Raw genomic sequence first — 25,226 nt, forward strand, 5'->3', positions numbered from 1 at the left:
CAACTCATTATGAATACTAGTAACAATTCAAACCAACAACGTATTATCGTTCTCGATACTGAAACCACCGGTATGAACCGAGAAGGCGGCCCAACATACTTGGGACATCGCATTATTGAAATTGGTGCCGTGGAAATTATTAACCGCAAATTAACGGGGCGACATTTTCACGTCTACATTAAGCCAGATCGTGAGATTCAACCTGATGCTATTGAAGTTCATGGTATTACTGATGAGTTTTTGCGAGATAAACCTAATTATCGCACCGTACACCAAGAGTTTTTGGATTTCATAAGCGGAGCCGAATTGGTTGCACACAATGCGCCATTTGATGTCGGTTTTATGGATAATGAGTTTAGCATGCTGGACTCCGCCATTGGTAAGACAGAGCAATACTGTAAAATTACCGATACCCTTGCTATGGCGAAGAAGATATTTCCGGGTAAGCGAAATAATCTAGATACGTTGTGTGACCGGTATGGAATCGATAACTCTCATCGGACGCTTCACGGCGCTTTACTCGATGCTGAGATTTTAGCTGACGTATACTTGTTAATGACAGGTGGGCAAACGGCCTTGCAGTTTAATGCCAACAGCCTATCAAATAGTGATGCGGGTTCAGAAACCATTAAACGTGTTGAGATGGGGCGAAAATCACTTAAGGTTTTACAGGCAACGGCCGATGAATTAGATGACCACCAAAGTCGTTTAGATATTGTAGAAAAAGCCGGTGTTTGTCTCTGGCGTCAATAGAGGAAGCTATGTTCAGGATTCTGTGTTTATTGATTTTTATTTTCGCCACGCCATTGAGTTGGTCGCAAACAGAATCCACCATGTCATTGTTGGATAATCGGTTTCGAGTGGACCCAACGGTCGATCAAATATCATTTCTTGTTTATCGTGAGAAACGTTCACGATCCGTTGTTCTAGTACGCCCTGACGGTAAAAAATACTACGCTTGGAATCATCCTGAGAATGTCTCTTGGTACGAAGAGAATGGCTTGGACATTATTTCTATAGAAAACCCGATGCCGGGACCTTGGCAGGCGGTGGGAAAAGTAACCCCAAGAAATAATATAATTGTTCTTTCCAATTTAAAGTTAAGCGTTGATTCGTTTCCAAATCGCCTATATCACAATGAAAGATTAAAATTTACTGCGCGACTCACCCAAGAGGGAAATCCTTTAGTGTTAAAAGATTTTCTCGATCGCGTTCGGATGAAAGTCTCTTTTATACGCTATGTTCAAGACACGGAAAACCCAGAACTAACAGAAGAGCCTGAGATCGTATCCCTTGGTACATTTAAGGATGATGGCACAGGGTTAGATGAGGTTGCTGGTGATGGCGTATTTACCGTAGAGTTGCCCATTAGCGTGGATGCCGGAAAATATCGTGCACAAATTACGTCTGGTAATGGTGTGTTTTTAAGAGCGGTCGAGCAGACAGTGTTAGTTTATCCAACTCCAGTTGAGGTCACTTTTGTTCAATCTCATGAAGAGGGGGTTGACCATTCCGTGATGATTACAGGCGAGATGGGAATGGTTCTTCCGGGTAGTATTGCCGGACATTTTGAACTCACTTCACCGGGTGATAATAAGGTGGTTGCTGAAACTTCGGTAGATAAAGATTCTCTAACTACCTCATTGACGATAAAAAATGATATGTCTCCAGGCAAACATGTCTGGAGTGGTAAGATTTATGCGACAGAAGGTGCAGCGCAACGAGAGTTGATGTTCAATATTGAACAGAGCGCGTTTAGCGTCATGCAAAAATTGGATATTGAGAAATCCACCAAAGAATATCAACGAATTCAGGAAGAGAAAAAACGCAGGTTAGAGCAAGAGAGAATTACCCGCGACAGAGAAGACGCTAGAATGAAAGGAATGCTAACGATTCTAGTGGGTAATCTGGTCGTCATTGTTATCGGTCTAATTATCTGGTTTATTATTAGGAAGTTGCGTACTCGCAAAGTGACGCTGCCAGAAATGCAGTTAACCCCTCCTCCTAAGTAATTGATGTGAGCAATATCTTTTTGTTTGATGAAACCCCATTTGATGCTCGACAGCAAAAATCAAATGGGGTAAAACTCTATGCAGTGCACACACATAGTTTTTAATAGAATTAGAGAGAAAAATCATGTATCAGGATCTAATACGTTCAGAGTTAAATGAAGCCGCTGAAGTTCTCAATAAATTTCTTAGTGACGATGCCAATATTCAGCAGATTGAGTCCGCTGCAAAAATGATTGCGGATTCATTTAAGCAAGGGGGCAAAGTACTCTCTTGCGGTAATGGAGGCTCTCACTGTGACTCCATGCATTTTGCGGAAGAGTTGACAGGACGCTATAGAGAGAATCGACCAGGCTATCCGGGTATCGCAATTTCAGATCCAAGCCATCTTTCATGCGTGAGTAATGATTTTGGTTACGATTTTGTTTTCTCTCGTTATGTAGAAGCTGTCGGCTCAAAAGGCGATGTATTGTTTGGCTTATCGACATCTGGAAACTCAGGTAATATCCTAAAAGCCATTGATGCTGCTAAAGCAAAAGGAATGTCAACCATTGCCTTAACAGGTAAAGATGGTGGAAAAATGGCTGGATTGGCTGACATTGAGATACGAGTACCACATTTTGGCTACGCTGATCGTATTCAAGAGATTCATATCAAGATCATTCATATCATTATTCAGCTAATTGAAAAAGAGATGGAAAAATAAAGGGTAAGTGATAGACCATGTGTGAATTGCTCGGCATGAGTGCGAATGTGCCCACCGATATCTGTTTTAGTTTTGCAGGGTTAATGCAACGAGGAGGAAGAACGGGTCCTCATCGAGATGGCTGGGGGATTACCTTCTATGAAGGAAAAGGCTTTCGTACTTTTAAGGATCCTAATCCTAGCTGCAACTCAAAAATTGCCGAATTAGTACAAAATTATCCAATAAAAAGTCGCTCTGTGATTAGTCATATCCGGCAAGCTAATCGTGGCGGTGTGAATTTAGAGAATACTCATCCTTTCACAAGAGAGCTGTGGGGGCGTTATTGGACTTTTGCTCACAATGGCCAACTTACGGATTATGAAAGCTTGGCAACAGGCAGACATCGTCCGGTTGGCAATACCGATAGTGAGCTGGCATTTTGCTGGCTTCTCAATCAGCTAGAAGAGAGATACCCGGAGCCACCACAAGATCTTTGTGGCATGTTTCAGTACGTGGCAGAGTGCTGCGAACAACTGAAAAGGCTGGGTGTCTTTAACATGCTGTTGAGTGATGGTGAGTATGTAATGACATTTTGCACCAATCATCTTTATTGGATCACTAGAAGAGCTCCTTTCGGCAAAGCGAGCTTGATTGATGAAGATATGACGGTGAACTTTCAGGAAGAGACAACGCCAGATGATGTTGTTTCTGTTGTGGCAACTCAGCCTCTGACTGATAATGAAAATTGGCGACGAATGAAGCCGGGAGAGTATAATCTTTTCCACTTTGGTGAAGTCATTGATTGTAATAAAGAGAGCTTACAGCATATTGAATATGCAGAAGCGAAACCCAAATCTCAGGCGCCAACGGCACCATTAGAGTAGGTTTTATTCTTTTATCACTAAAAAAATAACGCTTATAATTGGACGAAACATCCATTTATAGGCGTTAAAGATTCGTTTCAAGCAACGGATTGAGAGACGGTTAATTCGCTAATCTGCGGCGTAACCGTTAACAGCTAACTGCTCACCATCCAAAACCGCATCCCCCTCTTGCATGGAAAGCCTGCCGGCTAAATACCACTGTATCGTTAAAGGGTAAATACTGTGCTCTTGCACTTGGATACGTTGCTGTAACGTGTCGATATCATCGTCAGCAAATACCGGTACTTTGGCTTGTAAAATGACAGGGCCACCGTCTAACTCTTCGGTGACAAAGTGAACACTGGTTCCATGTTCTTTATCACCCGCTTCGATGGCTCTTTGATGAGTGTGTAACCCAGGGTATTTAGGCAGTAATGAGGGGTGAATGTTGAGCATTTTTCCACGATAGTGGCGCACAAATTCACTACTTAATATACGCATATAACCCGCCAGAATGATTACGTCGGGGTTATAGCTGTCAATCTGCTGCATCAGTTGTTGATCATATGCTTCACGAGACTCACACCCTTTGTTATCAACAAAGTGAGCGTCAATATTTGCCTGCTTTGCTCGTTTCAATCCGTAAGCGTCTCGACGATTAGAAAACACTGCAGTAACTTGGCCGAGTGAGTCCGAGGCATCAACATTAAACGTATCGATAATAGCTTGTAAATTACTGCCGTTACCGGAGATTAACACCACAATATTCTGCATATACTACACTACCTTAATTCGGGGTATCTATCATCACTCTACTTGATTTCGACTTGTTCTTCACCTTCATCTGCATCGGCAATGGAACCTATTACCCATGCGTTCTCTCCCTCAGCATTGAGCAATTGAACGGCCTTATCTGCTTGCTGTTGAGGAAGTGCGATCACCAAACCGACACCACAGTTAAATGTGCGATACATTTCAAACGTATCAACATTGCCTTTCTCTTGTAACCAGTTGAAGATGTCAGGCCATTGCCAGCTATTTTTATCAATCACAGCTTTGCTGCCTTGCGGTAATACTCTCGGAATATTTTCCCAGAAACCGCCACCAGTAATGTGTGAGATAGCATGAATATCATGCTGCTCGATTAACTTAAGCGCCGATTTTATGTAGATTTTGGTGGGTTCTAAAAGCAGTTCACCAATTGTTTTACCATTCAGCTCTTCATCGAGGTTTGCATTCGATACTTGTAGAATTTTGCGGATAAGTGAGTAGCCATTTGAGTGAGGGCCACTTGAACCTACGGCGATTAAGGTATCACCACAAGCGACTTTGCTTCCATCAATAACGTCGGCTTTCTCTACTACGCCAACACAGAAACCTGCGACATCATAGTCTTCACCTTCATACATCCCAGGCATTTCTGCGGTTTCACCACCAATAAGGGCACATCCAGATTGGATACATCCTTCACCAATACCGGTCACTACATCGGCAGCTGTGTCTACATCCAGTTTACCTGTTGCGTAGTAATCTAGAAAAAACAGAGGCTCAGCACCTTGAACAATCAAGTCGTTCACACACATAGCGACTAAATCAATGCCTATGGTATCGTGCTTTTTCATATCCAGCGCTAGTCGAAGTTTCGTTCCTACGCCATCGGTACCAGATACCAGTAAAGGTTGTTTATACTTAGTTGGCAGTTCACACAATGCACCAAATCCACCAAGCCCACCCATTACCTCTGGACGGCGCGTGCGTTTTACCACACCTTTAATTCGGTCAACTAAAGCGTTACCTGCGTCTATATCTACACCGGCGTCTTTGTAACTTAAAGAAGATTTATTGGCACTCACGGGATGTCCTCGTCATGTCATTTAAGATGTGAAAGTCGGCGCTATTCTAACCGAGATACAGCAAGAAGGAAAACGTTTGCGCAACAAAAAATATCTGTAAGATTTTCTCGGCAAAAACAATAAAAAACCGTATAATCACAAGGTTTATTTAAATATTGCCGGAGATGAAAATGAAAGTTGTTGAAGTAATGCACCCATTGGTTAAACACAAAGTAGGTTTAATGCGCGAAGGGGACATCAGCACTAAGCGTTTTCGTGAGTTAGCTACTGAAGTTGGTAGCTTGTTAACTTACGAAGCAACCTCAGACTTTGAGACTGAAAAAGTGACAATTGAAGGTTGGGATGGTCCGGTTGAGGTTGATCAGATCAAAGGCAAGAAAGTGACTGTGGTGCCAATTCTTCGTGCTGGTTTAGGTATGATGGATGGTGTGTTGGAACATGTACCAAGTGCTCGTATTAGCGTTGTTGGTATTTATCGTGATGAAGAGACATTAGAGCCGATTCCATACTTTAATAAGTTGGCATCAAATATTGATGAGCGTATTGCGCTGGTTGTCGATCCTATGTTGGCGACGGGTGGTTCGATGATCGCTACGATAGATCTGCTAAAAGATAAAGGTTGTAAGTACATCAAGGTATTGGTTTTAGTTTCTGCACCTGAAGGTATTGCCGCTCTTGAGAAAGCACATCCTGATGTTGAGTTATATACGGCTGCAATTGATGAAAAGCTAAATGATAAAGGTTACATTGTTCCTGGTTTAGGGGACGCTGGTGACAAGATTTTTGGTACAAAATAAACGTTAATTAACGTCCAGTGAGAGTTATTTTACTCAATTTAGTCAGGTAAGTAGAGGCTTGATAAAGTAGAAACATTGGAACGGTTTAATAAAAAAATAGCGGCGGATGTGTAAAGCATCCGCCGCTATTTTTTTGCTATTTAAACGACTTGCTAACAAATTGACTCTGATAGCATGCCGCTTGGATATTATGCTTGTTCTTCTTCAATTTGAGCATTATCCACAACATGGTTTTCACCAAGGTCATTTGGTAATACTAGATTAAGCACAATAGCGACGATACCGCATAGGCTTACGCCTTGTAAGCTGAACTCACCGATACCAAATGCCATACCACCAATACCAAATACTAGCGTAACAGCAACAATAGCTAAATTACGGGATTTATGTAGATCAACATTGTTTTTGATTAAGGTATTTAGACCAACGGTAGCGATTGAGCCGAACAGCAGAATCATAATGCCGCCCATAACAGGTACAGGGATAGTTTGCAGTATTGCTCCAAGCTTACCGACTAATGCAAGAACAATGGCGGTAACCGCAGCCCACGTCATGATGGCAGGGTTATAAGCTTTGGTTAACATAACAGCGCCGGTTACTTCACTGTAAGTGGTGTTAGGTGGCGCACCCAACATTGAGGCAGCCATGGTTGCGACACCATCACCTGTGATTGTGCGGTGAAGGCCTGGTTTTTTCAGGTAATCTTTTCCAGTTACGCTGGATATCGCCAGCATATCCCCAACGTGTTCAACGGCTGGAGCAATAGCGACTGGGATCATAAAGAGGATGGCATTAATGTTGAACTCTGGTGCGGTGAAGTTAGGTAGTGCAAACCATGCGGCATTGCTTACCGGTGAAAAATCAACGACACCAAACATAAGGCTTAAAAGGTAACCGACAGTAATGCCACCAAAAATAGGCAGTAACTTCATGAAACCTTTTGCAAACACACTAATCGCGATAGTAGCAATTAATGAGAGACTAGAAATCCACAGTGCGTGATCGGCGTTGATTAGTTGTACTGCACCATCTCCGGTTTTACCAAGAGCCATGTTTACTGCCACAGGAGCAAGACCTAAACCGATAACCATAATGACCGGGCCTACCACAACAGGTGGAAGTAACTTATGAATAACTTCAACACCTTTGGCTTTTATTAGAGCACCGAGCAATACATAAACAAAGCCCGCAGCCATTAGGCCACCCATGGTACTGGCAATACCCCAAGTTTGGACACCGAACATGATAGGAGCTATAAAAGCGAAAGAAGAAGCAAGGAAGATAGGAACAGAGCGTCGAGTAATAAGTTGAAAGAGAAGGGTTCCGAGGCCAGCGCCAAATAGTGCAACATTAGGGTCCAGTCCAGTGAGTAGCGGCACTAGAACAAGTGCACCAAATGCAACGAAGAGCATTTGAGTACCCTGAAGTATGTTAGTCATTAATCCATCCTTTAAGAAGTGCAAAACAAAATTCGCAGGATTCTACCACCAATGTAATCGATTGCCTTATCATTTCTGATTTGCTAGTGTGATAAAGATCACATTTAAAAATGCAAGTATTAGCAAAGATAAAAGATGAAAATGGTAATCATAACCATGAGAAATTCGCGGTGTGCTATTTTATGTCCAATTTCTACCATAACTGAATCAGTTGACCTTGCTCCTATAGCAAGAGTTGCTTATCATCGCTATTCACTATCAATATATTATTAGGGTCAGTATGCGCCATCTCGCTATTTTCTTAATGGGACTACTTGTTTTACCTGTTTATGCCGCCGTCAAAGTAGATGTGTATCGAACAGAGGTTGTTCTGGATGAAAATGATGTTGATACAGAAAAGGCAGCAAAAGCTGCTGGTTTTCAACAAGTCATTATTAAAGCGTCTGGTGATAAAAACTCAGCGTCTAATCCGGTAGTGTTAAAAGCATCACGTCAGAGTAGCCAGTATCTTACTCAGATCAGTTATGGTGAGCATCTTGGCGGCAAAACTTTAAAGATGTTGTTTAATCCTCCTCAGATTCAGTCGCTATTAATGCAAGCTGAATTACCTTTTTGGTCTGATGTTCGTTCAAACCTAGTGGTTTGGATTGTTGAAGAGTCTCAATACCAACGTGCGATACTGTGGGAGCAATCTGGCAGTAGTGCGATGAACCAGTTTAAGTATTTTGCTGATTTGAGAGGGCTGCCAGTAACTATTCCGGTGGGAGATATTGATGATGTGGTCAGTATCACCGCTCCAGAGTTGTGGGGTGGTTTTGTTTCACCGATTAGTATGGCTAGCCAAAGATATAATGGAGATGCTGTGCTGGTGGTAAGAATTCAGCAATCTGCCAGTCAAAGTACAATTCGTTGGACTCTTTATGATGAGAAACCCGCGTTTATGGAAGAGTCTAAGCGTCAACCGCTATCTGGCTTTTCTCGGGGGGAAACTCATGTTGCACTAGAACAAGTTGTTGATGAAGTGAGTAATTATTACGCAGAAAAAAGCGCCGTGAGAAACTCTGGAGAATTAACGGGTACAGTGGATGTGCAGTTTATTAATATCACCTCATCAAACCGCTTTTTCACGTTAGAGAAATTACTGAAAGAGAAGAACTCAGTTGCCAGTTTAAGTGTGCAGAAAGTAGTAGGGAATGAAGTTACATTTACGGTGAATTTATTAAGCTCTATTGAAGAGTTTGAAGCTGAGTTGCTACAGAGTGACAATATAGAGAAATTTGAAATAGATACGTTGCCTTCTGTTGGTTCGAGTATTGATGTAAATAGTGATGTAACACAATCTGGCGATATGCTTGTTGCGGAGCAGGGCGTTGACGAGGTATCTGTTCAACCCGTTCAGGTTGATAATAACGTATCTCAACCCGTCGTTGAGGAGACGTCAATGGATGTTGATTCAGGTTTGGTCAATGAAGATGTAACGGCGAATAAACCGATTGTTTTTGAATGGATAGATTAATAGAGAAAGAGCCGCAATAGCGGCTCTTTCTTTAGAGATGGTTATTTTTTCTCGGCGTAACTCGCTTTCTCTTGCTTTTCTACTTCTGATAGTTTGGTTAGCTTGAGACCAAGTTCTCTACCTCGACTCCTTGCATAAAGGATATTGCCGACAAAAGCGATACAAGTTAACAGTAACTCCACTAACGCTAGCCAGCGCTCACCTTGATCAACATATAATATTGTTAACGAGTGTAAAAAGTAGAGCATCAATACAAAGTTAGCCCAAGCGTGAGTATACGCTTTACCCGTTAATATACCACGCAGTGGAAACAGCAGTGGTATACACCATGCAATGGCGGTGGTGTAAGGGTTTACGTGTGGGTGTGGGGATATGAAAATTTGCCACAACGCGACCCAACTGAATAGCGATAAATAACCAATTAATGCTAGGTATCTAAATTGTTGGGTTCGGTTGTTATCCAATTGTTCCATAACATTTCCTACTAAAGTATCTCTAACACTTGCTCAGGTGGGCGACCATGTTTTGCTTGACCATTTGCCACCACAATAGGTCTTTCAATTAGCTTGGCATTATTTGCCATAGCGATAAAAAGCTGTTCATCACTGAGTGAGCTGTCCGCTAAATTCAACTCCTTATATAATGCTTCTTTGGTACGCATCATATCTCTGACTGAAGTCAATTTGAGTTGGCTATATAACTCTTTTAATGTCTCTACTGAAAGTGTTTCATCCAAATATTTTACTATTTTAGGCTGAATGCCTTTCTCTTCTAATAGCTGTAAGGTCTGGCGGCTTTTTGAGCATCTCGGGTTGTGATAAATCACGACTTCCATGGTTTTCTCCTTGAGTAACCGTTTAGTTCCACGGTTTTATTGTAATGCTAAGAAACGATCTCGTTGGATCATTAATTGATCAATACGGGCATCATACCTTGCTTGTTCTAAACTACCCAGTTCAACAAGTTGACTTGCCTGAGTAAAGTTTTGCAATGCTTTGTTCCAGCCACCTCGTAAAGCGAAAATCTCTCCCTTGGCTGCTAGGTTTTCTGCTGATTTTCCTTGTTTGCCATAAGCGTCAGCAAGCAGTTGCCAACCATTAATATCATTTGCGTGTTCATGTGTATATCTCTGCAGCAAACTGGCCGCTTGCTTAAACTGTTCTGCTTCTATAAGCGCATTGGCGTAGTTAATGGTCAGTACTGGGTTGTTCGGTTTTTTAGCTAGGGCATTCTCTAATAGCGTGATGGATTGTTGTGGCTGTTTTTTATAAATATATAAATCAGATAAGGCGTCTAAATAGAACGTATTCAATGCATCTTGTTTGAGCAGGGCGGTTAATAGGGTTTCTGCTTTCTGTAGCTGCTTGGTATCAAGATATACCAGAGCCTGACCGTACTGATAAGTTGGTTTTAACTCTGCGCTGCTCTTTTTCAGGCGGCGCTCTAGCCAATCTAATGCAGCCTCAGGTTCAATTTGAGCATGACGAGCCACTACCCGAGCTTTGGCCAAATGATAGTCAATAGATGGTCCCAATTTTAATGGTGGATACTGTTGAGCTCGCGCCCGAGAGTCAGTAATTCGTTCTTGAGGTAATGGGTGAGTCAGTAACATTGCAGGTGGCGTACTGGCGTATCGATACTGATCCGCAAGACGACCAAAAAATTGCGGCATAGCGCGTACGTCAAAACCTGATTTTGCTAAGGTGACGATGCCGAAACGGTCAGCTTCTTTTTCGTTACTTCGGGTGTAGTTAATCTGGCTTTGCATGGAACCCGCCGTTGTCGCTGTCATCGCCGCAATACCAGCCTCGGGTGCCGCGATGGCTAACAGTAACGACCCTGCTAAAGCAGCAATGGTCGCTGGGGTACGTCGGGCTTGTGCCTCCATGCTTCTTGCTAAGTGTCTTTGGGTAACGTGGGCGATTTCGTGAGCCATAACAGAGGCCAGTTCACTTTCGCTGTTTGCATGTAAAAAGAGGCCTGAATGCAACGCAACATAGCCACCGAAGAACGCGAATGCATTAATCATCCGATCTTGAATCATGAAGAACTGAAAAGGCGTCTTTACATCATTGGCGTTGCCGACAAGCTGGTGGCCTAAGTTGCTTATATATTCGTTAAGTACCGGGTCATGAATAATAGGGCTACTTGCCCGCAACATTCGCATATATGCATCACCGTAGACTTTTTCTTGATCTATGGTTAGCGTTCCCGCTGCAGCAGTACCTATATCTGGTAGCTCGACACTGGCGCTAGCTATCGTGGGGGTAATTAGTGATGTTGTCACTAATAGAGCAATGAGAGAGCGTGTTTTTTTTATCATGGGTTGTGGTATGACTCCTGACGCGATATAGCTTTGACAGCATTATTTTTGTATGGTTTCTTTTCGTTCATATTAATAATTTGATCATTAATATAAGGTTAACAGCCCTTTATTTATTATCGCCTATGTGGATGATAGTGTCTCTCTTTGCTTAAGTAACTTTTGTGTCTGTTTTTCTTTAATTGATCGGGTTGATGCCGCGGTGAATCATGCACCTTGAAATCACTTGAGCATCTATGACTGGGTATAGATTGTTATAAATAATCGAGAAAGTGAAGCCCTTTTTGTTAAAACGCTTTATACTCGGTGACGTGAGAATGCGATAGGTTTGTCGGTTTGCTCAGGAGATAAGTTACTTTTCTATTGATATTGATGAAGTGTAGCATGATGCCTTGTGTTTTGGATTTACGTAAAGAAGGCTGTCCCATGGCGCTATTGCTTGCGAAAAGAGCAAGCCAAAAAATAGGTTCAGGCCAGTTAGATGTGTATGTTTCTGACAAAAGTTCTATGTTGGATATCCTCCGTTATTTAGATAAAAATAATTTTTCTGTAAATGTTGATGATAGTCGTGAGTTCTATCTGTTAACGATAATTAAAAAGAGTACCTGTTCCGATGTTTGATATGGTTAACCGCTGGTATAAAAGACGTTTCTCAGATCCAAATGCGGTAAGTTTAGTTGCCATTCTGTTGTTTGGTTTTGTCATTATCTATTTTTTCGGTCACTTGATTGCCCCTCTATTAGTGGCAATTGTTCTTGCCTATTTACTGGAGTGGCCAGTAAACAAACTGGCAAAACTGGGCTTACCTAGGACGCTGTCAGTCGCTTTGGTTTTGGTTATGTTTGTCGGTTTAATGATTTTGGCCTTCTTTGGGCTTATACCGACAGTTTGGAACCAAGTCGGTAATTTAATTAATGATATTCCTGTTATGTATGCAGGGCTGCAAGAATTTTTAAACTCCATGCCGGATAAGTATCCAGAGCTCGCCAACTTGCAGATTGTTGAATCGATAGTAAATAACACCAAAAGTAAGGTTATCGGTTTAGGTGAAACCGTTGTTAAAGGGTCATTGGCATCGCTAGTGAGCATTGCGGCAATCGCAGTTTATATGATTTTAGTGCCTCTACTGGTGTTCTTTTTGTTGAAAGATAGAGATGAGATGCTGGATACGTTAACGGGTATGCTGCCGAGAGATCGAGTGTTAGCCACTCGGGTTTGGCAGGAGATGAACCAGCAGATTTCAAACTATATTCGCGGCAAAGTGATGGAGATCTTAATTGTTGGAGGAGTTAGTTATATCACCTTCGTTATTTTGGATCTGCGTTACTCTGCTTTGTTGGGGGTTGCTGTTGGTTTGTCCGTACTTATTCCTTACATTGGTGCGGCGGCGGTTACCGTTCCGGTTGCGATTGTGGGGCTTTTTCAGTGGGGACTAGAGCCTCAGTTTTATTGGTTGTTAGCCGCTTACGGTATTGTTCAGGCATTAGATGGTAACGTTTTGGTTCCAATCTTGTTTTCTGAAGCCGTTAACCTTCATCCCGTTGCAATTATTAGCGCTGTTTTGGTCTTTGGTGGCCTATGGGGATTCTGGGGAGTCTTTTTTGCGATACCTTTAGCGACATTGGTAAAAGCGGTCTGGAATGCAATTAAGTATCAAGAGGTGGCGGAAGTCACGGCTGAGTAACTTTTCTTTTTGTTAGAAAGCGCCGCCAATAGTTGAGAGCAATTATTGGCGGCGTTGTTTTATGATTGCTGTTTTAAGTAATCCAATACCACTTCATGGTGAGTTTTGGTTTTGAACTTATTAAACACATGTTCAATTACACCGTTTTCGTCAATCAAGAAAGAGATGCGATGAAGGCCGTCATAAATCTTACCCATAAATTTCTTTTCCCCCCAAACACCAAATTGCTCAGCAGCAGAATGATCTTCGTCCGATAACAGAGTGAAATTAAGGTTATCTCTTTCGATAAACTTTCCTAAACGTTTTACTGGGTCAATACTAACGCCTAGAACAACAATACCGAGTTCATCAAGCTCTGCTTTACTGTCTCGTAACCCTTGAGCTTGTACAGTACAGCCTGGTGTCATGGCCTTGGGATAAAAGTAAAATAGTACTTTTTTACCGGCAAAATCAGATATCTTAATGCTATTGCCATCTTGATCTAATAGGGAAACATCCGGGGCTAACTCACCCGCTGTTAGTGTTTTCATGTTGGTCTTCTTCCTTTATTGGCTGTTTTTTATAAAGTTCAGTGAACCTTCTACCGACAGAAGTTGGCAAAGGTCATTAAACTCTTCCTGAAGTTGCATCAGGTTATATTCTGAATCTACGCTGGCTCGCATAGAGATATGAAACTGGTTATGTTTTTGCTGAACAATGTCTTTGTCTATGGTTTGAGCACTGAGCGATGCTAAACCTATCTCTCTGTCCGCAAAAAACTGGGTAAATTGTTCTGTTAAACCTTGTTTATCATCGGATTGAATAAACACTTCTACACGATAGTTGTGCTTGGTTTCTTCATGGGGAAGCGTTCGTTTCATCATGGTAATTAAATCGTGTTCTTGTCCCAACAGCGGCAGGGTTGTTTCTACTCGACTTATCTGAATTTTTGTGCCTGAAACTAACATGATGAGGGTAAATTCATTGCCAAAAAGAGCGATACGGCTGTCAACAATATTGCACCCTGCCGAACTGACCAGATGGATAACTTGATTGCTTATGCCCGGTCTGTCAGTGCCTATGGCCGTTATGACTAAATGTTGTGACATTTTGATTCACTCGTTTATGGTTTATGTTTGAATACTAGCACAGTTATTTAAACAAATAACTATGGCGGAGCATGCGCTGTAAGGGGCATTGGAGCTTATAAATTCATGAGAATCAAATTGTTGAGGTGGCTTGTTTGCGGCGTAAAATGGATTAAGCTCAATTATTGCTTATTTAGTGATAACTAAGTGCTTTAATCGCTTGTCTTTTCTCAGTTTCATGCATTACTATTCAGAAAGCGTAAATTAAGGAGAAAAACATGTTTTCAGGAAGTATTGTGGCGTTATTAACACCATTTAGCAGTGATGGTGAAGTGGATTATGATAGCTTAAAAAGGCTGGTCGAATTTCATGTGGAAGCTGGTACAGATGGCATCGTTGCTGTTGGTACAACTGGTGAGTCGGCAACACTGACTGTTGAAGAACATGTAAAAGTGGTTAATAAGGTGGTTGAGTATGCGGCTGGTCGCCTGTGGGTTATTGCCGGAACAGGGGCAAATGCGACTCATGAAGCGGTACTATTTAGTCGCTTGTTAAATGACTCAGGTATTGACGGTGTATTGAGTGTGACTCCGTATTACAATAAACCAAGCCAAGAAGGCCTATATCAGCACTACAAGGCCATTGCTGAAGTAAGTGAAGTTCCTGTTATCCTATACAATGTTCCGGGACGAACCGCGGTAGACCTATTACCAGAAACGGTCGCACGTCTTGCTAAGCTAGATAAAATTGTTGCATTGAAAGATGCTACGGGCGATTTAGAAAGAGTTGCCATTCATCGTGAACTTTGTGGCGAAGATTTCGTCTTACTAAGTGGTGATGATGCAACTGGATTAGAATTTGTTCGTTTAGGTGGTGCTGGTGTTATTTCAGTAAGCAATAATATTGCTGCAGAGAAAATGGCCACTTTATTTAAATTGGCCAAAGAAGGCCGATTTGAAGAAGCGGCAGCAATTGACGATGGTCTTGCGGCATTGCATAAAAATTTATTTGTTGAATCAAGCCCGATTCCTGTTAAGTGGGCAGCCCATAAAATGGGGCTGATTTCAGAAGGTCATTTGCGTTTACCGCTTACAGAGCTTTCTGAACAAGCACAACCACTTGTTTTACAAACAATAACGGAAGCTGGCCTTATATAAATTATAAGTATTGAAATTAACCGAGTGGAATTGTCGCTCGGTTTTATTAGGAGTAGCAATGAAGTTTTCTTCTCAGCTAGTGATGAGCTCACTGGCTGTTCTTGTTTTAAGCGCATGTTCAGGTAGCCCAACGGAAAGACGTCAGGCGAGAGATGATTTTGAGTATTTAAATACGCCAGATTTTGAGCCTTGGGTGGTGTTACCTGATGCAAAAAGAGAGTTCTATCCTAACTACCAAATACCAGAGGGTGACTTTAATGGTCCAGTTGGTCAATCGGTAGATATTCGCCCTCCACAGCAGATATTGGAACTTATTCCTGGTGCTCGTTCAGAAATAAGTAATGGCGAAGTTTTAATGTGGTTACTTCGTGAAGATGAAGTGGATAAGATCTGGAAAACCATTTTAGAAGTGACTCAGGAAAATGACATTGCGTTACTGGAAAGTAGTGATATTGCCATAGAGACCGATTGGTTGACTTGGGTTTCTGATGATGAAGAGTATGAGATCGGTAGCCGCTATCGAATTGAGCGTTTTGAGAAAAGTAACCGTTTTGGGTTTAAAATAGCGCTTATCGAATGGCAAGAGAATGGTCAAAAAGCGGAAGTAAGCAAAACCAATAGAGAGAGATACAACATCTTTCTTACCAACATGATCACCTCTACATACGATCAAAAGTTGCGTGAAGAAGCGCAACGAAAAGCGGAAGAGTTGGTGAAGAGCATTCCTATTAGTATGGGTACTGATAGAAGTGGCTTACCCGTTATTATTGCTCGAGCTCAATACAATGTGTTTTGGCAACGAATGATTAAAACGCTGCCTGAAATTGGTTTTAAACTTGAAGAGCGTAACCAGTCTCAAGGGATCATTAAGGCACTCTATTTCTCTCCTGACGATGAGTTTTGGCAGTCTATTGGTATCAAGCCGTTGTCGTTAGATGAGCGTTCTTTGACGTTTTTGTTTGGTGACTTAGGTAACCGTACATCCATCAATATCACGGATTCTTCTGGTAAACCTGTAGCGGAAGAAGTTCTTAATTCAATTGCGCCAGTTATTGGTGCGGTTCTGGATAAGCAAAAATAATAATAAACCCTCTCTTAGCCTGGGAGAGGGTTTGTTTATTAATTGAGGTTATCTGTTTCACTCACCCTGACTTCTTCTTCTAATTTAAAGAATGTTAGAGAGGCCTTTTGTGCTTCGGCTAACTGTGCGAGCTCGGTTGCCGCTTGCTGGGTCTGTTCAATCGAAGAGACATTTTGATTAACCAGATCGAAGGTATACGTGGTGTTTTCTGAAATTCCTTTTGTAACGCTAAATTGCTCTTGAGACGCAGTAGCAACAAGGGTATTAACTTCATCAATAGATTGCACCGAGCTAACGATTTCATCAAAAGAGAGTTTCACTTTTTCTGATAGAGCGACCGACTGTTGAATAGCTGAAACATTCTCCATTACGTTGTTACTGGTTCGTTCGGATTGCCCTTGCAGTTTGGCAATGATTTGTTGAATATTCTCTGTTGATTTTTGTGTTTTTGCCGCCAGTTCTCTTACTTCATCGGCTACTACTGCAAACCCTCTTCCTGCTTCACCTGCTCTAGCAGCTTCGATTGCTGCATTCAATGCCAATAAGTTTGTTTGGTCTGAGATGGCGCTAATCACGCTAGTCACTTCACCAATATTGGCTGCGTCGAGTTTAAGCTCTTCAACCATTTGTGCCGTCTCATGGAACGACGTGTTGATGTGTTGAGTCAGCGCAACGGCATCATCAAGATTTTTATGCCCTTGTCGTACATTACCGATAGCTTCTTGTGCTGCTTTTTCTGCATGCTCAGCGTTACTACTGACTTCTTGCGACGTGCTAGATAATTCGGTAATAGCGGTTGATATCTGTTCTATTTGTGACAGTTCATTTTGTGCATTTTCAGAAGAGGTGCCCATAACATAGGTTAGCTCCTCTGAAGCGGAAGAAACATTTACCGATGTTTCATTGATGGCAATGATGACTTCTCGGAGTTTGGTTAATAGGCTGTTTAATGCTCGGGACATATCACCAATCTCATCTTTAGTGTCTATTTCCGCTGTGATATAGAAATGACCTTTAGACACTTTATCTATGGTAGATACGATTTGATTAAGAGGACGGTTAATACGATTCGATATATAAAATGCCACCAATAGCGATAGAAGGGTACCTATAGTGACAATGATTATAATGGTTGTTTTTGCCGACATGGCATACTGCGCTAGTTCTTCGTTGTTCCTATCGTTAACTTGGTTTAGTAAGCTTTCGGCTTCTCGAGCATACTTGAGCATCTCTTTTTCCAAGTTATTATATTGTTGAACGTCTTCGGCTAACTTGTTGATTTTGCTGCTATAGAGTGCCAGTTTATTTTGTGTAGTACGGCTCAATGTCTCAAGCTTATAATCTATCTCGGCTACCGCGACAAGTGTGGTTTGCAGTTCAGCAACGTTCTCTTTTATTACTTCTATATCGGAATAATCCGCTCTTAACATATAGTTTTTTTCATCAACTCTAATGTTACTAATTAATACGCTAACTTTATCCGCTAGAGTTGAGAGCGTATCATTTTCATCACTCTCAACCGCTTTTTGGTTTATCTTTACCGAGGCTACCTCTATTTCTCGGGCAACATCAACAATGCTGTCATATAAACTCGCTTTTTCTATTAATAGTTCAGAGCGGTTTAGAAATACGTTCTCATACTTTTTTAGATTGGCAATTAGCATGTTAAAACGTGTGGGCTCTATGTTGTCTTTCTCTACATTTATGGCAGAGGTAAGCTTAGCCATATTACTTTTAAAGTCTTCAATATATTCTTGATCCAACCGAATGGTTAAGTTTTTCTCTGCGATTCTCGTTTCTTTAATATCCATGGACATGCTATTTACATGTTCTGTACTAATGACATTTTCTGTAAAAGAAGAAAATGAACTTATCGCTTGGTAAGAGATAATACCCAATAAAAAAATGATAAGTGAGAACCCGGAGAACAACATAGTTTTAATGCGCATATTTCATTTCACCTATTAACTTACAATATATGTGGTGAAAGCTATCATGCGCTCAGATGTTGGCACAATTCAGAAAGGTCTGAAAATATAGCGACGGTTAGATGACGGGAGTGCTTGATAAGCAGGGAAGTGCAGAGCAGTATATGTTATTTATCAGGGGTGTTTTGTTGGTTATTTTCATCAGTCTGCTTTGTTAACTTATCAATATCTTTAACGGACTGACTTTTACCAAATTTCATATTCGCGGTGTATTTTAAGGCGGCAATATTACCAATAACAACACTCACAATGACGATGCTGATTACCCAAGGGTTGGTTAAAAATTCCATTATATCTCCGTGGTTATATTACTAATATAATTTGAGTATATATGCTCTAAATGTTGTAAAACATGAGCTGCCCCTAAAATAGGTTCTTTATCTAAACACTCTCTAATATCTGTTAACGATAACTGAGATAAACAGTGTGTACTCACCAGACGGTGACTGATATGCCATGGTTCAATGGCCACGCCACCTTGATCTTTGGCATAAGGAAAGAAAAAGCCAAAGCGTCCTGCTTCACTTATAAGCCATTGGTAAAATGCGCTTTGTGACCCATCAAAATACTCCCAAGGTTCAAGCTTTAATGTTTCATCTTTAGCAAGGCAGTTTTTCGCAAACAGATCAAAATCTGTTCCCCAGTGGTGCCTACTGGCTCCGGGTAACGCTGACCAGCGTAATATGGCGTAAATTTTCTCTTTGGCGGTTAGTCTTTCAGCCTCTAACGGAAGGCTATTTGAGTCTAGAATTGGGGTAAGACCTTGGTATTTTCGATTCCATATATAGGACTGTCGTTGATAGTCACGAAAGCCGCTAGCAATGTGAAGGTGAAAACCTTCTGCTGTTGCCGCTTTAACAAGAGCTTGCAAGTCATCAATAATAGAGTGGTGTACCACAACAGATTGATAGCCAGTATCAATCTGTTGTAGATGGGTATCAACGCGCCCTGTTAGCTGCTCTGGTGTCATTTAGTGAGCAGTTTTTCTAGGGTTTTTTGATACATATCGGTGAGTTTCTCTAAATCAGCGATATTGACACATTCGTTAACCTTATGAATTGTCGCATTGATTGGGCCCAGCTCTATAACTTGTCCTTCCATTCGGGCTATAAAGCGGCCGTCGGATGTACCGCCAGTCGTAAGCAGTTGAGGTTTTTTATGGTTAATCTCCTCAATAGACTCAACCACCGCGTCCAACAAAGGGCCATTATCGGTTAGGAATGGGTCACCATTAAATGTCCAGTCCAAGCGATAGTCGAGACCATAGGAATCTAACGTAGAGTGAACACGTTTTACTATCTCGTCGTTACATAGCTCGGTACTAAAGCGCATATTAAACTGAACTTTAAACTCTCCTGGAATGACATTAGAAGCGCCTGTCCCTGCAAATAGGTTGGGGATCTGGAAGCTGGTTGGCGGGAAGAAGGCATTACCATCATCCCATTTAGTATTGACTAGTTCGGCGAGCGCAGGCAGTGCTAGGTGAATAGGGTTGCTGGCTAAATGAGGATAAGCAACATGGCCTTGAGTGCCTTTGATAGTGATATCGCCAGTGATGGAACCTCTACGTCCATTCTTAACAACATCGCCGGTTTCGTGAGTACTGGAAGGCTCACCGACAATACACATATCGATGTTTTCACCACGTGCCATCAGAGTTTCGACGACTTTGACAGTACCATTAATAAACGGGCCTTCTTCATCGGAAGTGATCAAGAAACCGATAGAGCCAGTATGATCAGGGTATTGTTCAATGAATCGTTCCACCGCAACGATCATACAGGCCAGAGAGCCTTTCATGTCCGCGGCTCCACGGCCATGTAGGTGACCATCAATTATTGTCGGTTCAAATGGTGGCGTGTGCCACTGTTCTAGAGGTCCTGCAGGGACAACATCTGTGTGGCCAGCAAAGGCAAACAACGGTGCTGTGTCTCCTCTTCTAGCCCAAAAGTTAGTGGTATCATCAAATACCATCTCTTCTATTGTAAATCCTAGAGCTTTTAAACGTTCAATCATGACGACTTGGCAGCCGGCATCTTCTGGAGTTACCGATTGACGGCTAATTAAATCTTTTGCTAACGCCAATACTGGGCTATCACTCATCCTTGAAAATCCTTTTAACTAAAAATTGCTTGGTATTGTTCTGCTTTAAATCCGATATAAAACTGGTCATCTATCTGTAATATCGGTCGCTTAATCATGGCGGGGTTATCCACTAGTAAAGATAGCGCACTCTGCTCATTTAAATTATCTTTCTGATCTTGAGTGAGCTGACGGTATGTTGTACCACGTTTATTAAGCACATTCTCCCATCCTAACTGTTGACAGAAAAGTGTCACTAGCTCGGTATCGATTCCCTGTTTTCTATAATCATGAAACTCAAAGGTAACTTGTTGTTCCGTTAGCCACTTTTTGGCTTTCTTTATGGTGTCGCAATTCGGGATACCATACATGGTAATGCGCATGTCTATTCCTTTCTATAGATTGTCTATGAGTATTTATCAGTACTTGTCCAATAGCAATAAACCTGACGTTGCAGCACAAAAATACTATGTGGATTGAAAAATTATCATGTTATTGATCAAACTCAAAATTAATCATAGAAAAAGCGAAATAATGTTATCCGACGCAATGTTGTATGGGAGCTGTCATGGAGCTAAGTCCTGTTTTTGCCCGACGTTTATATCTGGCATTATTGGTGGAAGATCTAGAAAGACCAAACGTACCTAAACTTATAGAAGAGACGGGTTGGCCCCGCCGTACCATCCAAGATGTGTTAAAAGCGCTTCCGGGTATAGGTATTGAGTTGATGTTTATTCAAGACGGACGGCGACACAATGATGGTTATTATCATTTGTCTGATTGGGGACCATTTGATAGCCAGTGGGTAGTAGAGAGAAAGGGAGAAATAGCCTTGACTCTTGGTTTCCATAGCTAGCAATATCTGTACTAACGGCTTATCGGTTTTTTAAAAGGCTATCGTTGTGGTGATAGCCTTTTGTCAGCGCTAACTCGCTTGAATATAAGTGATAAATCCGATCCAGCTAACGAGTAGTAACATCCAAGGAAGCATGGAGTTATCTTTGCTTTGTTCGGTAGTGGTGTTTGTTGGTGTGTTTTCAGCAGTTGAATCGGTTTTAGCCTGTATAATTTTTTCTTTCTGTGTTTTTTTCTTAGCCTTATCGGCTTGTCGACTTTTCTCTTTCTGTTGTTTCTTGTATTGAGCGATGCCTTTTTCAATTCCTTGAGCAATTATTTTCGTTTGCTCTTTGGTTTGTCCGGGACGTTGTGTTGCTTTGGCGATTTTCATTGATTCAGCTTGGGTTTCTTGTGACACTTTATTCTTTGTTGCTTTCATAACAGCGACTATCTTTTTGGAAAATAAACTTAGCGTTAGCTTAACATATACTCAAGTGACCTCAAGGAGCAGGATTCAGAGCGGTATCAATAGGTTCAGTTCAAGAAAGATAGTCGAAGGAATGGCATCCCCTTTTCGAGGTTATTTAATGGCCGCTTAACCATAATGACTGCTTACAATTGTGGTGATGTACGGGAGTGAAAAGGTTTGGCGCGTTTTCCCCTTGATTGGAGTGTTGTGAATGGCTAAAGCGGTTGATGTAATTGGTGTAGGCTTTTGTGCGTTATTTAATTGATGAATATGATAAACAAGGTTTTTTGAAACTCCCTGTCTGGTTGTGGTTAGGCTGGTTGTTTCTTGCTAAAGCGTGGGTGGTGTTTATTGTTGCAGGAGCCAGTCGGGAAGAAGGGACGAAGTTGTTGGAGATCATTTATCCGATTCACTCTACGTTTTATATTGGACTGGCTATAGGTTTTCCTGCGCTAGCGCTTATCTGGATGATGGGATTACGAAACCAAGATAGGCCAAGAGTATGCCGCTTTATCAGCCATGCTCGATGGATGACATTGCTGCTTATTGTCATGCAATTAGGATTGGCGGGTCAGCAGGTTGTATTGCTAAGTGGAAAGTTTAGCTGGCCGCTTGCTACTACATTAGTGTTATTACTGTGGTTGCTTATTTATATCAGCAAAAGCAGAAGGGTAAGAGATTGTTTTCGTTCACTAGACATTATTTGACGCAATAATGGGGACAATCGTGTTTAGATTGTTGTAGAGTTTTATGGTCATTATTTTCTACAACTAAAATAGTGCAAAATCGGAGAAGTAAACTATGTCGTGTTTTCAGTCTGCAATTGTTCCAGAAGCTGGGCCTTTTGCACTTTATGTCCAACTTAAAATTACATCAGAGCCTCAGCGAGTTGTTGATGCTCTAAAGAAAGTTCCTGCCCTAGTTGATGAGTTAAATCAAAAGCAGCCTGAGGCGGATTTAACCGCTGCAATTGCATTTAGTCATGGATTTTGGAGTAAAACCAATCAAAGTGTACCTAATGAGCTGATTCCATTTAAAACTCTTGGATCTGGCGATGTAGTGGCACCTTGTAGTGATGTTGATGTGCTATTGCATTGTCACTCTACTCGTCATGATTTGCATTTTTACCTCATTCGCAAGCTGTTATCGGAAGTGGCAGAATATATCGATGTTGTAGATGAAACCTATGGGTATCGCTATTTAGACTCTCGAGATATGACGGACTTTGTTGATGGTACAGAAAACCCTGAAGGCAGCCAAAGAGAAGAGGTGGCAATAATTGCTGAGGGAGAGTTTGCCGGTGGTAGCTATGTGCTGGCTCAGCGATTTGTTCATAATTTACCAGCATGGAACCAGCTTTCTGTAGCACAGCAAGAGAAGGTAATTGGACGCACAAAACCCGACTCTATCGAACTTGATGATGTGCCTGCTCAGTCTCATGTTGGCCGAGTGGATATTAAAGAACAGGGTAAAGGATTAAAGATCGTTCGTCATAGCCTGCCATATGGTACGGCCACAGGAGAACATGGCTTGTTGTTCTTAGCTTATTGCAACACTTTACATAATATCGAGACCATGTTGTTGAGCATGTATGGAGAACTCGATGGTAAGCCGGATCACCTGCTAAATTATACTAAAGCCGTGACGGGTGCGTATTTCTTCGCGCCTTCTCAGCAGATGCTTCAATCCTTATCGGTATAGTCGTTTCATTATTCCCCCTTCGAAAAGAGAGCAATATTGCTCTCTTTTTTCTAAAGAAATATAGCTAGCTGTCGATATCATGTCGTAAACCCATTTATTAATGACCTCTCTGGATGAGCAATGGATCAGAATGATCAAGCGCTTGTATAGGTTGGTATAACTTCATCAAGTAGGGCTATGGCTGTTACCGTAAATACCAATGTTTCCGCATTGACGGCACAACGACACTTAGGTCTGGCAACGCATCAGTTGAACCAGTCTTTAGAGCGTTTGTCTTCGGGAAGCCGTATTAACAGTGCTAAGGATGATGCTGCTGGGTTGCAAATCTCCAACCGATTAGAGTCTCAGATGCGCGGTTTAGATGTGGCGATTCGAAATGCCAATGATGGTATTTCTATCGTGCAGACTGCAGAAGGCGCAATGAATGAGACAACCAATATATTGCAACGAATGCGAGACCTCTCCCTACAATCCTCAAATGGCTCAAACAGTCGATCAGAGCGAGTAGCGATCCAACAAGAAGTATCGGCATTAGAAGATGAGTTAAATCGTATTGCTGAAACGACATCGTTTGGTGGTAAGAAACTCTTAAATGGTAATTTTGCTAAAGCGTCATTTCAAATAGGAGCCTCTTCAGGCGAGGCGATGCAAATCTCTTTGAAAAACATGCGAACAGACTCTCTTGATATGGGAGCGTTAAGTTATGTTGCAAACGGGATGGCAGATAAAGATTGGCAAGTTAAGTCGGGTCAAAATATGTTTATTATGAGCTTTGCCAATGAGCAGGGTAAACAGGAGAATATTCATATTAAGGCAAAAGCTGGTGATGATATCGAAGAGCTGGCTACCTACATTAATGGCCAAACAGATAAGGTCTCTGCGTCGGTAAATGAAACAGGTCAATTGCAAATCGTTATGGCTGGTAATCAAACGGGTGGGGCGGTTAACTTTGCAGGTAGCCTCGCTCAAGAGCTCGAAATGTCAGGGCCGGTATTTGAAACCATTAGTGATTTAGATTTAACGACGGTAGGAGGCTCTCAACGTGCGGTTGCGTTAATTGATGGCGCAATGAAGTTTGTTGATAGTCATAGATCAGAGCTTGGTGCTTATCAAAATAGATTTGGTCATGCGATAAATAACCTTGAAAACATAAATGAAAACCTAGCCAGCTCTAACAGTAGAATAAAAGATACTGATTTTGCTAAAGAGACCACTAAGTTGATCCGTCAACAAATTTTGCAGCAAGTCAGTACAACCGTTTTAGCGCAAGCTAAGCAAGCACCAAATTTAGCGTTGACGTTACTGGCTAATTAGCCGGGAAGAGTCAGCATATCATGACGGTGATAAAGCTAGACGGCGTTCATCGGCAGCATAAATCGAAACTTTAGTCTTTTTTTTAAGAAATTACTGTTTTTATCGCCTTATTCACATTTTCCCTCTCAAAGTACTATTTCTATAAAGTTATCCAAATTTTTCCTAAAGAATTTCTATTGTTAGCCGTTAATAGAATTAACTTAGAAAAACTATTTGGTTTTCCAGAATATTGGAAAACGCAATAACGGAAAATCAACTGGAGAAATCACCATGGCAGTTAATGTAAATACAAACGTAGCGGCAATGACAGCACAACGTCATTTGAATAACGCAGCAAACGACCTTAATGGGTCAATGGAAC

28 protein-coding genes and 1 pseudogene are annotated in these 25,226 nt (G+C 41.6%); 15 read left to right on the plus strand and 14 right to left on the minus strand.

All coding sequences use genetic code 11. From position 1 onward, the window contains the following. The first annotated feature begins 9 nt into the window (after positions 1-9). The 4 genes from dnaQ to F0227_RS10490 all read left to right on the plus strand — a co-directional run bounded on the left by dnaQ (position 10) and on the right by F0227_RS10490 (position 3,578). Positions 10-753, plus strand: a complete 744-nt coding sequence (gene dnaQ, locus F0227_RS10475) for a DNA polymerase III subunit epsilon (protein WP_171753147.1) — start codon at positions 10-12, stop codon at positions 751-753. Positions 754-761: 8 nt separating this feature from the next. Beyond that, positions 762-2,012 (plus strand): TIGR03503 family protein, encoded by a 1,251-nt coding sequence (locus F0227_RS10480; protein ID WP_171753148.1) that lies wholly within the window; start codon positions 762-764, stop codon positions 2,010-2,012. Between the two features lie 124 nt (positions 2,013-2,136). Next, a complete protein-coding gene (lpcA, locus tag F0227_RS10485; RefSeq protein ID WP_171753149.1) occupies positions 2,137-2,715 on the plus strand; it encodes a D-sedoheptulose 7-phosphate isomerase in 579 nt (192 codons plus the stop codon). A gap of 17 nt (positions 2,716-2,732) precedes the next feature. Further along, positions 2,733-3,578: a class II glutamine amidotransferase gene (locus F0227_RS10490; RefSeq protein ID WP_171753150.1), complete on the plus strand. Its 846-nt coding sequence runs from the start codon at positions 2,733-2,735 to the stop codon at positions 3,576-3,578. A gap of 108 nt (positions 3,579-3,686) precedes the next feature. Here F0227_RS10490 and purN read toward each other — a convergent pair whose 3' ends face one another. Beyond that, positions 3,687-4,331 (minus strand): phosphoribosylglycinamide formyltransferase, encoded by a 645-nt coding sequence (gene purN, locus F0227_RS10495; protein WP_171753151.1) that lies wholly within the window; start codon positions 4,329-4,331, stop codon positions 3,687-3,689. 38 nt (positions 4,332-4,369) lie between these two features. After that, positions 4,370-5,410: a phosphoribosylformylglycinamidine cyclo-ligase gene (purM, locus tag F0227_RS10500; protein ID WP_171753152.1), complete on the minus strand. Its 1,041-nt coding sequence runs from the start codon at positions 5,408-5,410 to the stop codon at positions 4,370-4,372. Between the two features lie 170 nt (positions 5,411-5,580). On the opposite strand from purM, the gene upp reads away from it, so the two are divergent. Continuing rightward, positions 5,581-6,207 carry a uracil phosphoribosyltransferase gene (upp, locus tag F0227_RS10505; protein ID WP_171753153.1) on the plus strand — a complete coding sequence of 209 codons (627 nt, stop codon included), beginning with the start codon at positions 5,581-5,583 and terminating at the stop codon, positions 6,205-6,207. Positions 6,208-6,395: 188 nt separating this feature from the next. On the opposite strand, the gene F0227_RS10510 is transcribed toward upp, so the two are convergent. Continuing rightward, positions 6,396-7,646 carry a uracil-xanthine permease family protein gene (locus F0227_RS10510; protein WP_171753154.1) on the minus strand — a complete coding sequence of 417 codons (1,251 nt, stop codon included), beginning with the start codon at positions 7,644-7,646 and terminating at the stop codon, positions 6,396-6,398. A gap of 280 nt (positions 7,647-7,926) precedes the next feature. Here F0227_RS10510 and F0227_RS10515 point away from each other — a divergent pair, with 280 nt between their 5' ends. After that, positions 7,927-9,162: a DUF2066 domain-containing protein gene (locus tag F0227_RS10515; RefSeq protein ID WP_171753155.1), complete on the plus strand. Its 1,236-nt coding sequence runs from the start codon at positions 7,927-7,929 to the stop codon at positions 9,160-9,162. Positions 9,163-9,203: 41 nt separating this feature from the next. Here F0227_RS10515 and F0227_RS10520 read toward each other — a convergent pair whose 3' ends face one another. From F0227_RS10520 to F0227_RS10530, 3 genes are read right to left on the minus strand one after another with little or no spacing between them, the layout of a single operon-like run. Next, positions 9,204-9,635 (minus strand): DUF2069 domain-containing protein, encoded by a 432-nt coding sequence (locus F0227_RS10520; RefSeq protein ID WP_171753156.1) that lies wholly within the window; start codon positions 9,633-9,635, stop codon positions 9,204-9,206. 11 nt (positions 9,636-9,646) lie between these two features. Continuing rightward, entirely contained in the window at positions 9,647-9,997 is a 351-nt protein-coding gene (gene arsC / locus F0227_RS10525) for an arsenate reductase (glutaredoxin) (protein WP_171753157.1), read from the minus strand. 36 nt (positions 9,998-10,033) lie between these two features. After that, on the minus strand, positions 10,034-11,485 hold the full coding sequence (locus tag F0227_RS10530) for a M48 family metallopeptidase (RefSeq protein ID WP_171753158.1): 1,452 nt from the start codon (positions 11,483-11,485) through the stop codon (positions 10,034-10,036). 384 nt (positions 11,486-11,869) lie between these two features. Between F0227_RS10530 and F0227_RS10535 the strand changes: the two genes are divergently transcribed. Then, positions 11,870-12,106, plus strand: a complete 237-nt coding sequence (locus F0227_RS10535) for a sulfurtransferase TusA family protein (RefSeq protein WP_171753159.1) — start codon at positions 11,870-11,872, stop codon at positions 12,104-12,106. Then, positions 12,099-13,169 carry an AI-2E family transporter gene (locus F0227_RS10540; RefSeq protein WP_171753160.1) on the plus strand — a complete coding sequence of 357 codons (1,071 nt, stop codon included), beginning with the start codon at positions 12,099-12,101 and terminating at the stop codon, positions 13,167-13,169. The genes F0227_RS10535 and F0227_RS10540 overlap by 8 nt, the downstream gene beginning before the upstream one ends. Positions 13,170-13,228: 59 nt before the next feature. Here the strand turns inward: F0227_RS10540 and bcp are convergent, their stop codons facing one another. Together bcp and F0227_RS10550 are read right to left on the minus strand one after the other, a co-directional pair. Next, positions 13,229-13,699 carry a thioredoxin-dependent thiol peroxidase gene (bcp, locus tag F0227_RS10545; RefSeq protein ID WP_171753161.1) on the minus strand — a complete coding sequence of 157 codons (471 nt, stop codon included), beginning with the start codon at positions 13,697-13,699 and terminating at the stop codon, positions 13,229-13,231. Between the two features lie 15 nt (positions 13,700-13,714). Then, positions 13,715-14,257, minus strand: a complete 543-nt coding sequence (locus F0227_RS10550; protein ID WP_171753162.1) for a glycine cleavage system protein R — start codon at positions 14,255-14,257, stop codon at positions 13,715-13,717. 257 nt (positions 14,258-14,514) lie between these two features. On the opposite strand from F0227_RS10550, the gene dapA reads away from it, so the two are divergent. Next, positions 14,515-15,393, plus strand: a complete 879-nt coding sequence (gene dapA / locus F0227_RS10555) for a 4-hydroxy-tetrahydrodipicolinate synthase (RefSeq protein ID WP_171753163.1) — start codon at positions 14,515-14,517, stop codon at positions 15,391-15,393. Positions 15,394-15,451: 58 nt separating this feature from the next. Then, positions 15,452-16,474, plus strand: a complete 1,023-nt coding sequence (bamC, locus tag F0227_RS10560) for an outer membrane protein assembly factor BamC (RefSeq protein WP_171753164.1) — start codon at positions 15,452-15,454, stop codon at positions 16,472-16,474. 38 nt (positions 16,475-16,512) lie between these two features. Here bamC and F0227_RS10565 read toward each other — a convergent pair whose 3' ends face one another. The 5 genes from F0227_RS10565 to F0227_RS10585 all read right to left on the minus strand — a co-directional run bounded on the left by F0227_RS10565 (position 16,513) and on the right by F0227_RS10585 (position 20,927). Continuing rightward, complete coding sequence (locus F0227_RS10565) at positions 16,513-18,423, minus strand: HAMP domain-containing methyl-accepting chemotaxis protein (protein ID WP_253822076.1); 1,911 nt, start codon at positions 18,421-18,423, stop codon at positions 16,513-16,515. Between the two features lie 146 nt (positions 18,424-18,569). Beyond that, positions 18,570-18,752 (minus strand): DUF2897 family protein, encoded by a 183-nt coding sequence (locus tag F0227_RS10570; RefSeq protein WP_171753165.1) that lies wholly within the window; start codon positions 18,750-18,752, stop codon positions 18,570-18,572. Next, positions 18,752-19,432, minus strand: a complete 681-nt coding sequence (locus F0227_RS10575; RefSeq protein ID WP_171753166.1) for a M15 family metallopeptidase — start codon at positions 19,430-19,432, stop codon at positions 18,752-18,754. The genes F0227_RS10570 and F0227_RS10575 overlap by 1 nt, the downstream gene beginning before the upstream one ends. Continuing rightward, entirely contained in the window at positions 19,429-20,565 is a 1,137-nt protein-coding gene (gene dapE, locus F0227_RS10580; RefSeq protein WP_171753167.1) for a succinyl-diaminopimelate desuccinylase, read from the minus strand. Before dapE ends, F0227_RS10575 begins: the two co-directional genes overlap by 4 nt. A 14-nt stretch (positions 20,566-20,579) precedes the next feature. Next, a complete protein-coding gene (locus F0227_RS10585) occupies positions 20,580-20,927 on the minus strand; it encodes an ArsC family reductase (RefSeq protein ID WP_171753168.1) in 348 nt (115 codons plus the stop codon). A gap of 185 nt (positions 20,928-21,112) precedes the next feature. Between F0227_RS10585 and F0227_RS10590 the strand changes: the two genes are divergently transcribed. Continuing rightward, a complete protein-coding gene (locus F0227_RS10590) occupies positions 21,113-21,400 on the plus strand; it encodes a helix-turn-helix domain-containing protein (protein ID WP_171753169.1) in 288 nt (95 codons plus the stop codon). Between the two features lie 69 nt (positions 21,401-21,469). On the opposite strand, the gene F0227_RS10595 is transcribed toward F0227_RS10590, so the two are convergent. Beyond that, a complete protein-coding gene (locus F0227_RS10595) occupies positions 21,470-21,820 on the minus strand; it encodes a DUF2956 domain-containing protein (protein ID WP_171753170.1) in 351 nt (116 codons plus the stop codon). 278 nt (positions 21,821-22,098) lie between these two features. Between F0227_RS10595 and F0227_RS10600 the strand changes: the two genes are divergently transcribed. The 4 genes and pseudogenes from F0227_RS10600 to F0227_RS21925 all read left to right on the plus strand — a co-directional run. Continuing rightward, positions 22,099-22,557, plus strand: a complete 459-nt coding sequence (locus tag F0227_RS10600) for a DUF2919 family protein (protein ID WP_171753171.1) — start codon at positions 22,099-22,101, stop codon at positions 22,555-22,557. A gap of 94 nt (positions 22,558-22,651) precedes the next feature. Beyond that, entirely contained in the window at positions 22,652-23,551 is a 900-nt protein-coding gene (locus F0227_RS10605) for a Dyp-type peroxidase (protein WP_171753172.1), read from the plus strand. A gap of 177 nt (positions 23,552-23,728) precedes the next feature. Then, on the plus strand, positions 23,729-24,865 hold the full coding sequence (locus tag F0227_RS10610; RefSeq protein ID WP_171753173.1) for a flagellin: 1,137 nt from the start codon (positions 23,729-23,731) through the stop codon (positions 24,863-24,865). 213 nt (positions 24,866-25,078) lie between these two features. Then, positions 25,079-25,226, plus strand: a pseudogene (locus tag F0227_RS21925) (flagellin); the annotation flags it as partial.

It is taken from the genome of Vibrio sp. 99-8-1 (genome assembly GCF_013114595.1).
Lineage (GTDB): Bacteria > Pseudomonadota > Gammaproteobacteria > Enterobacterales > Vibrionaceae > Vibrio.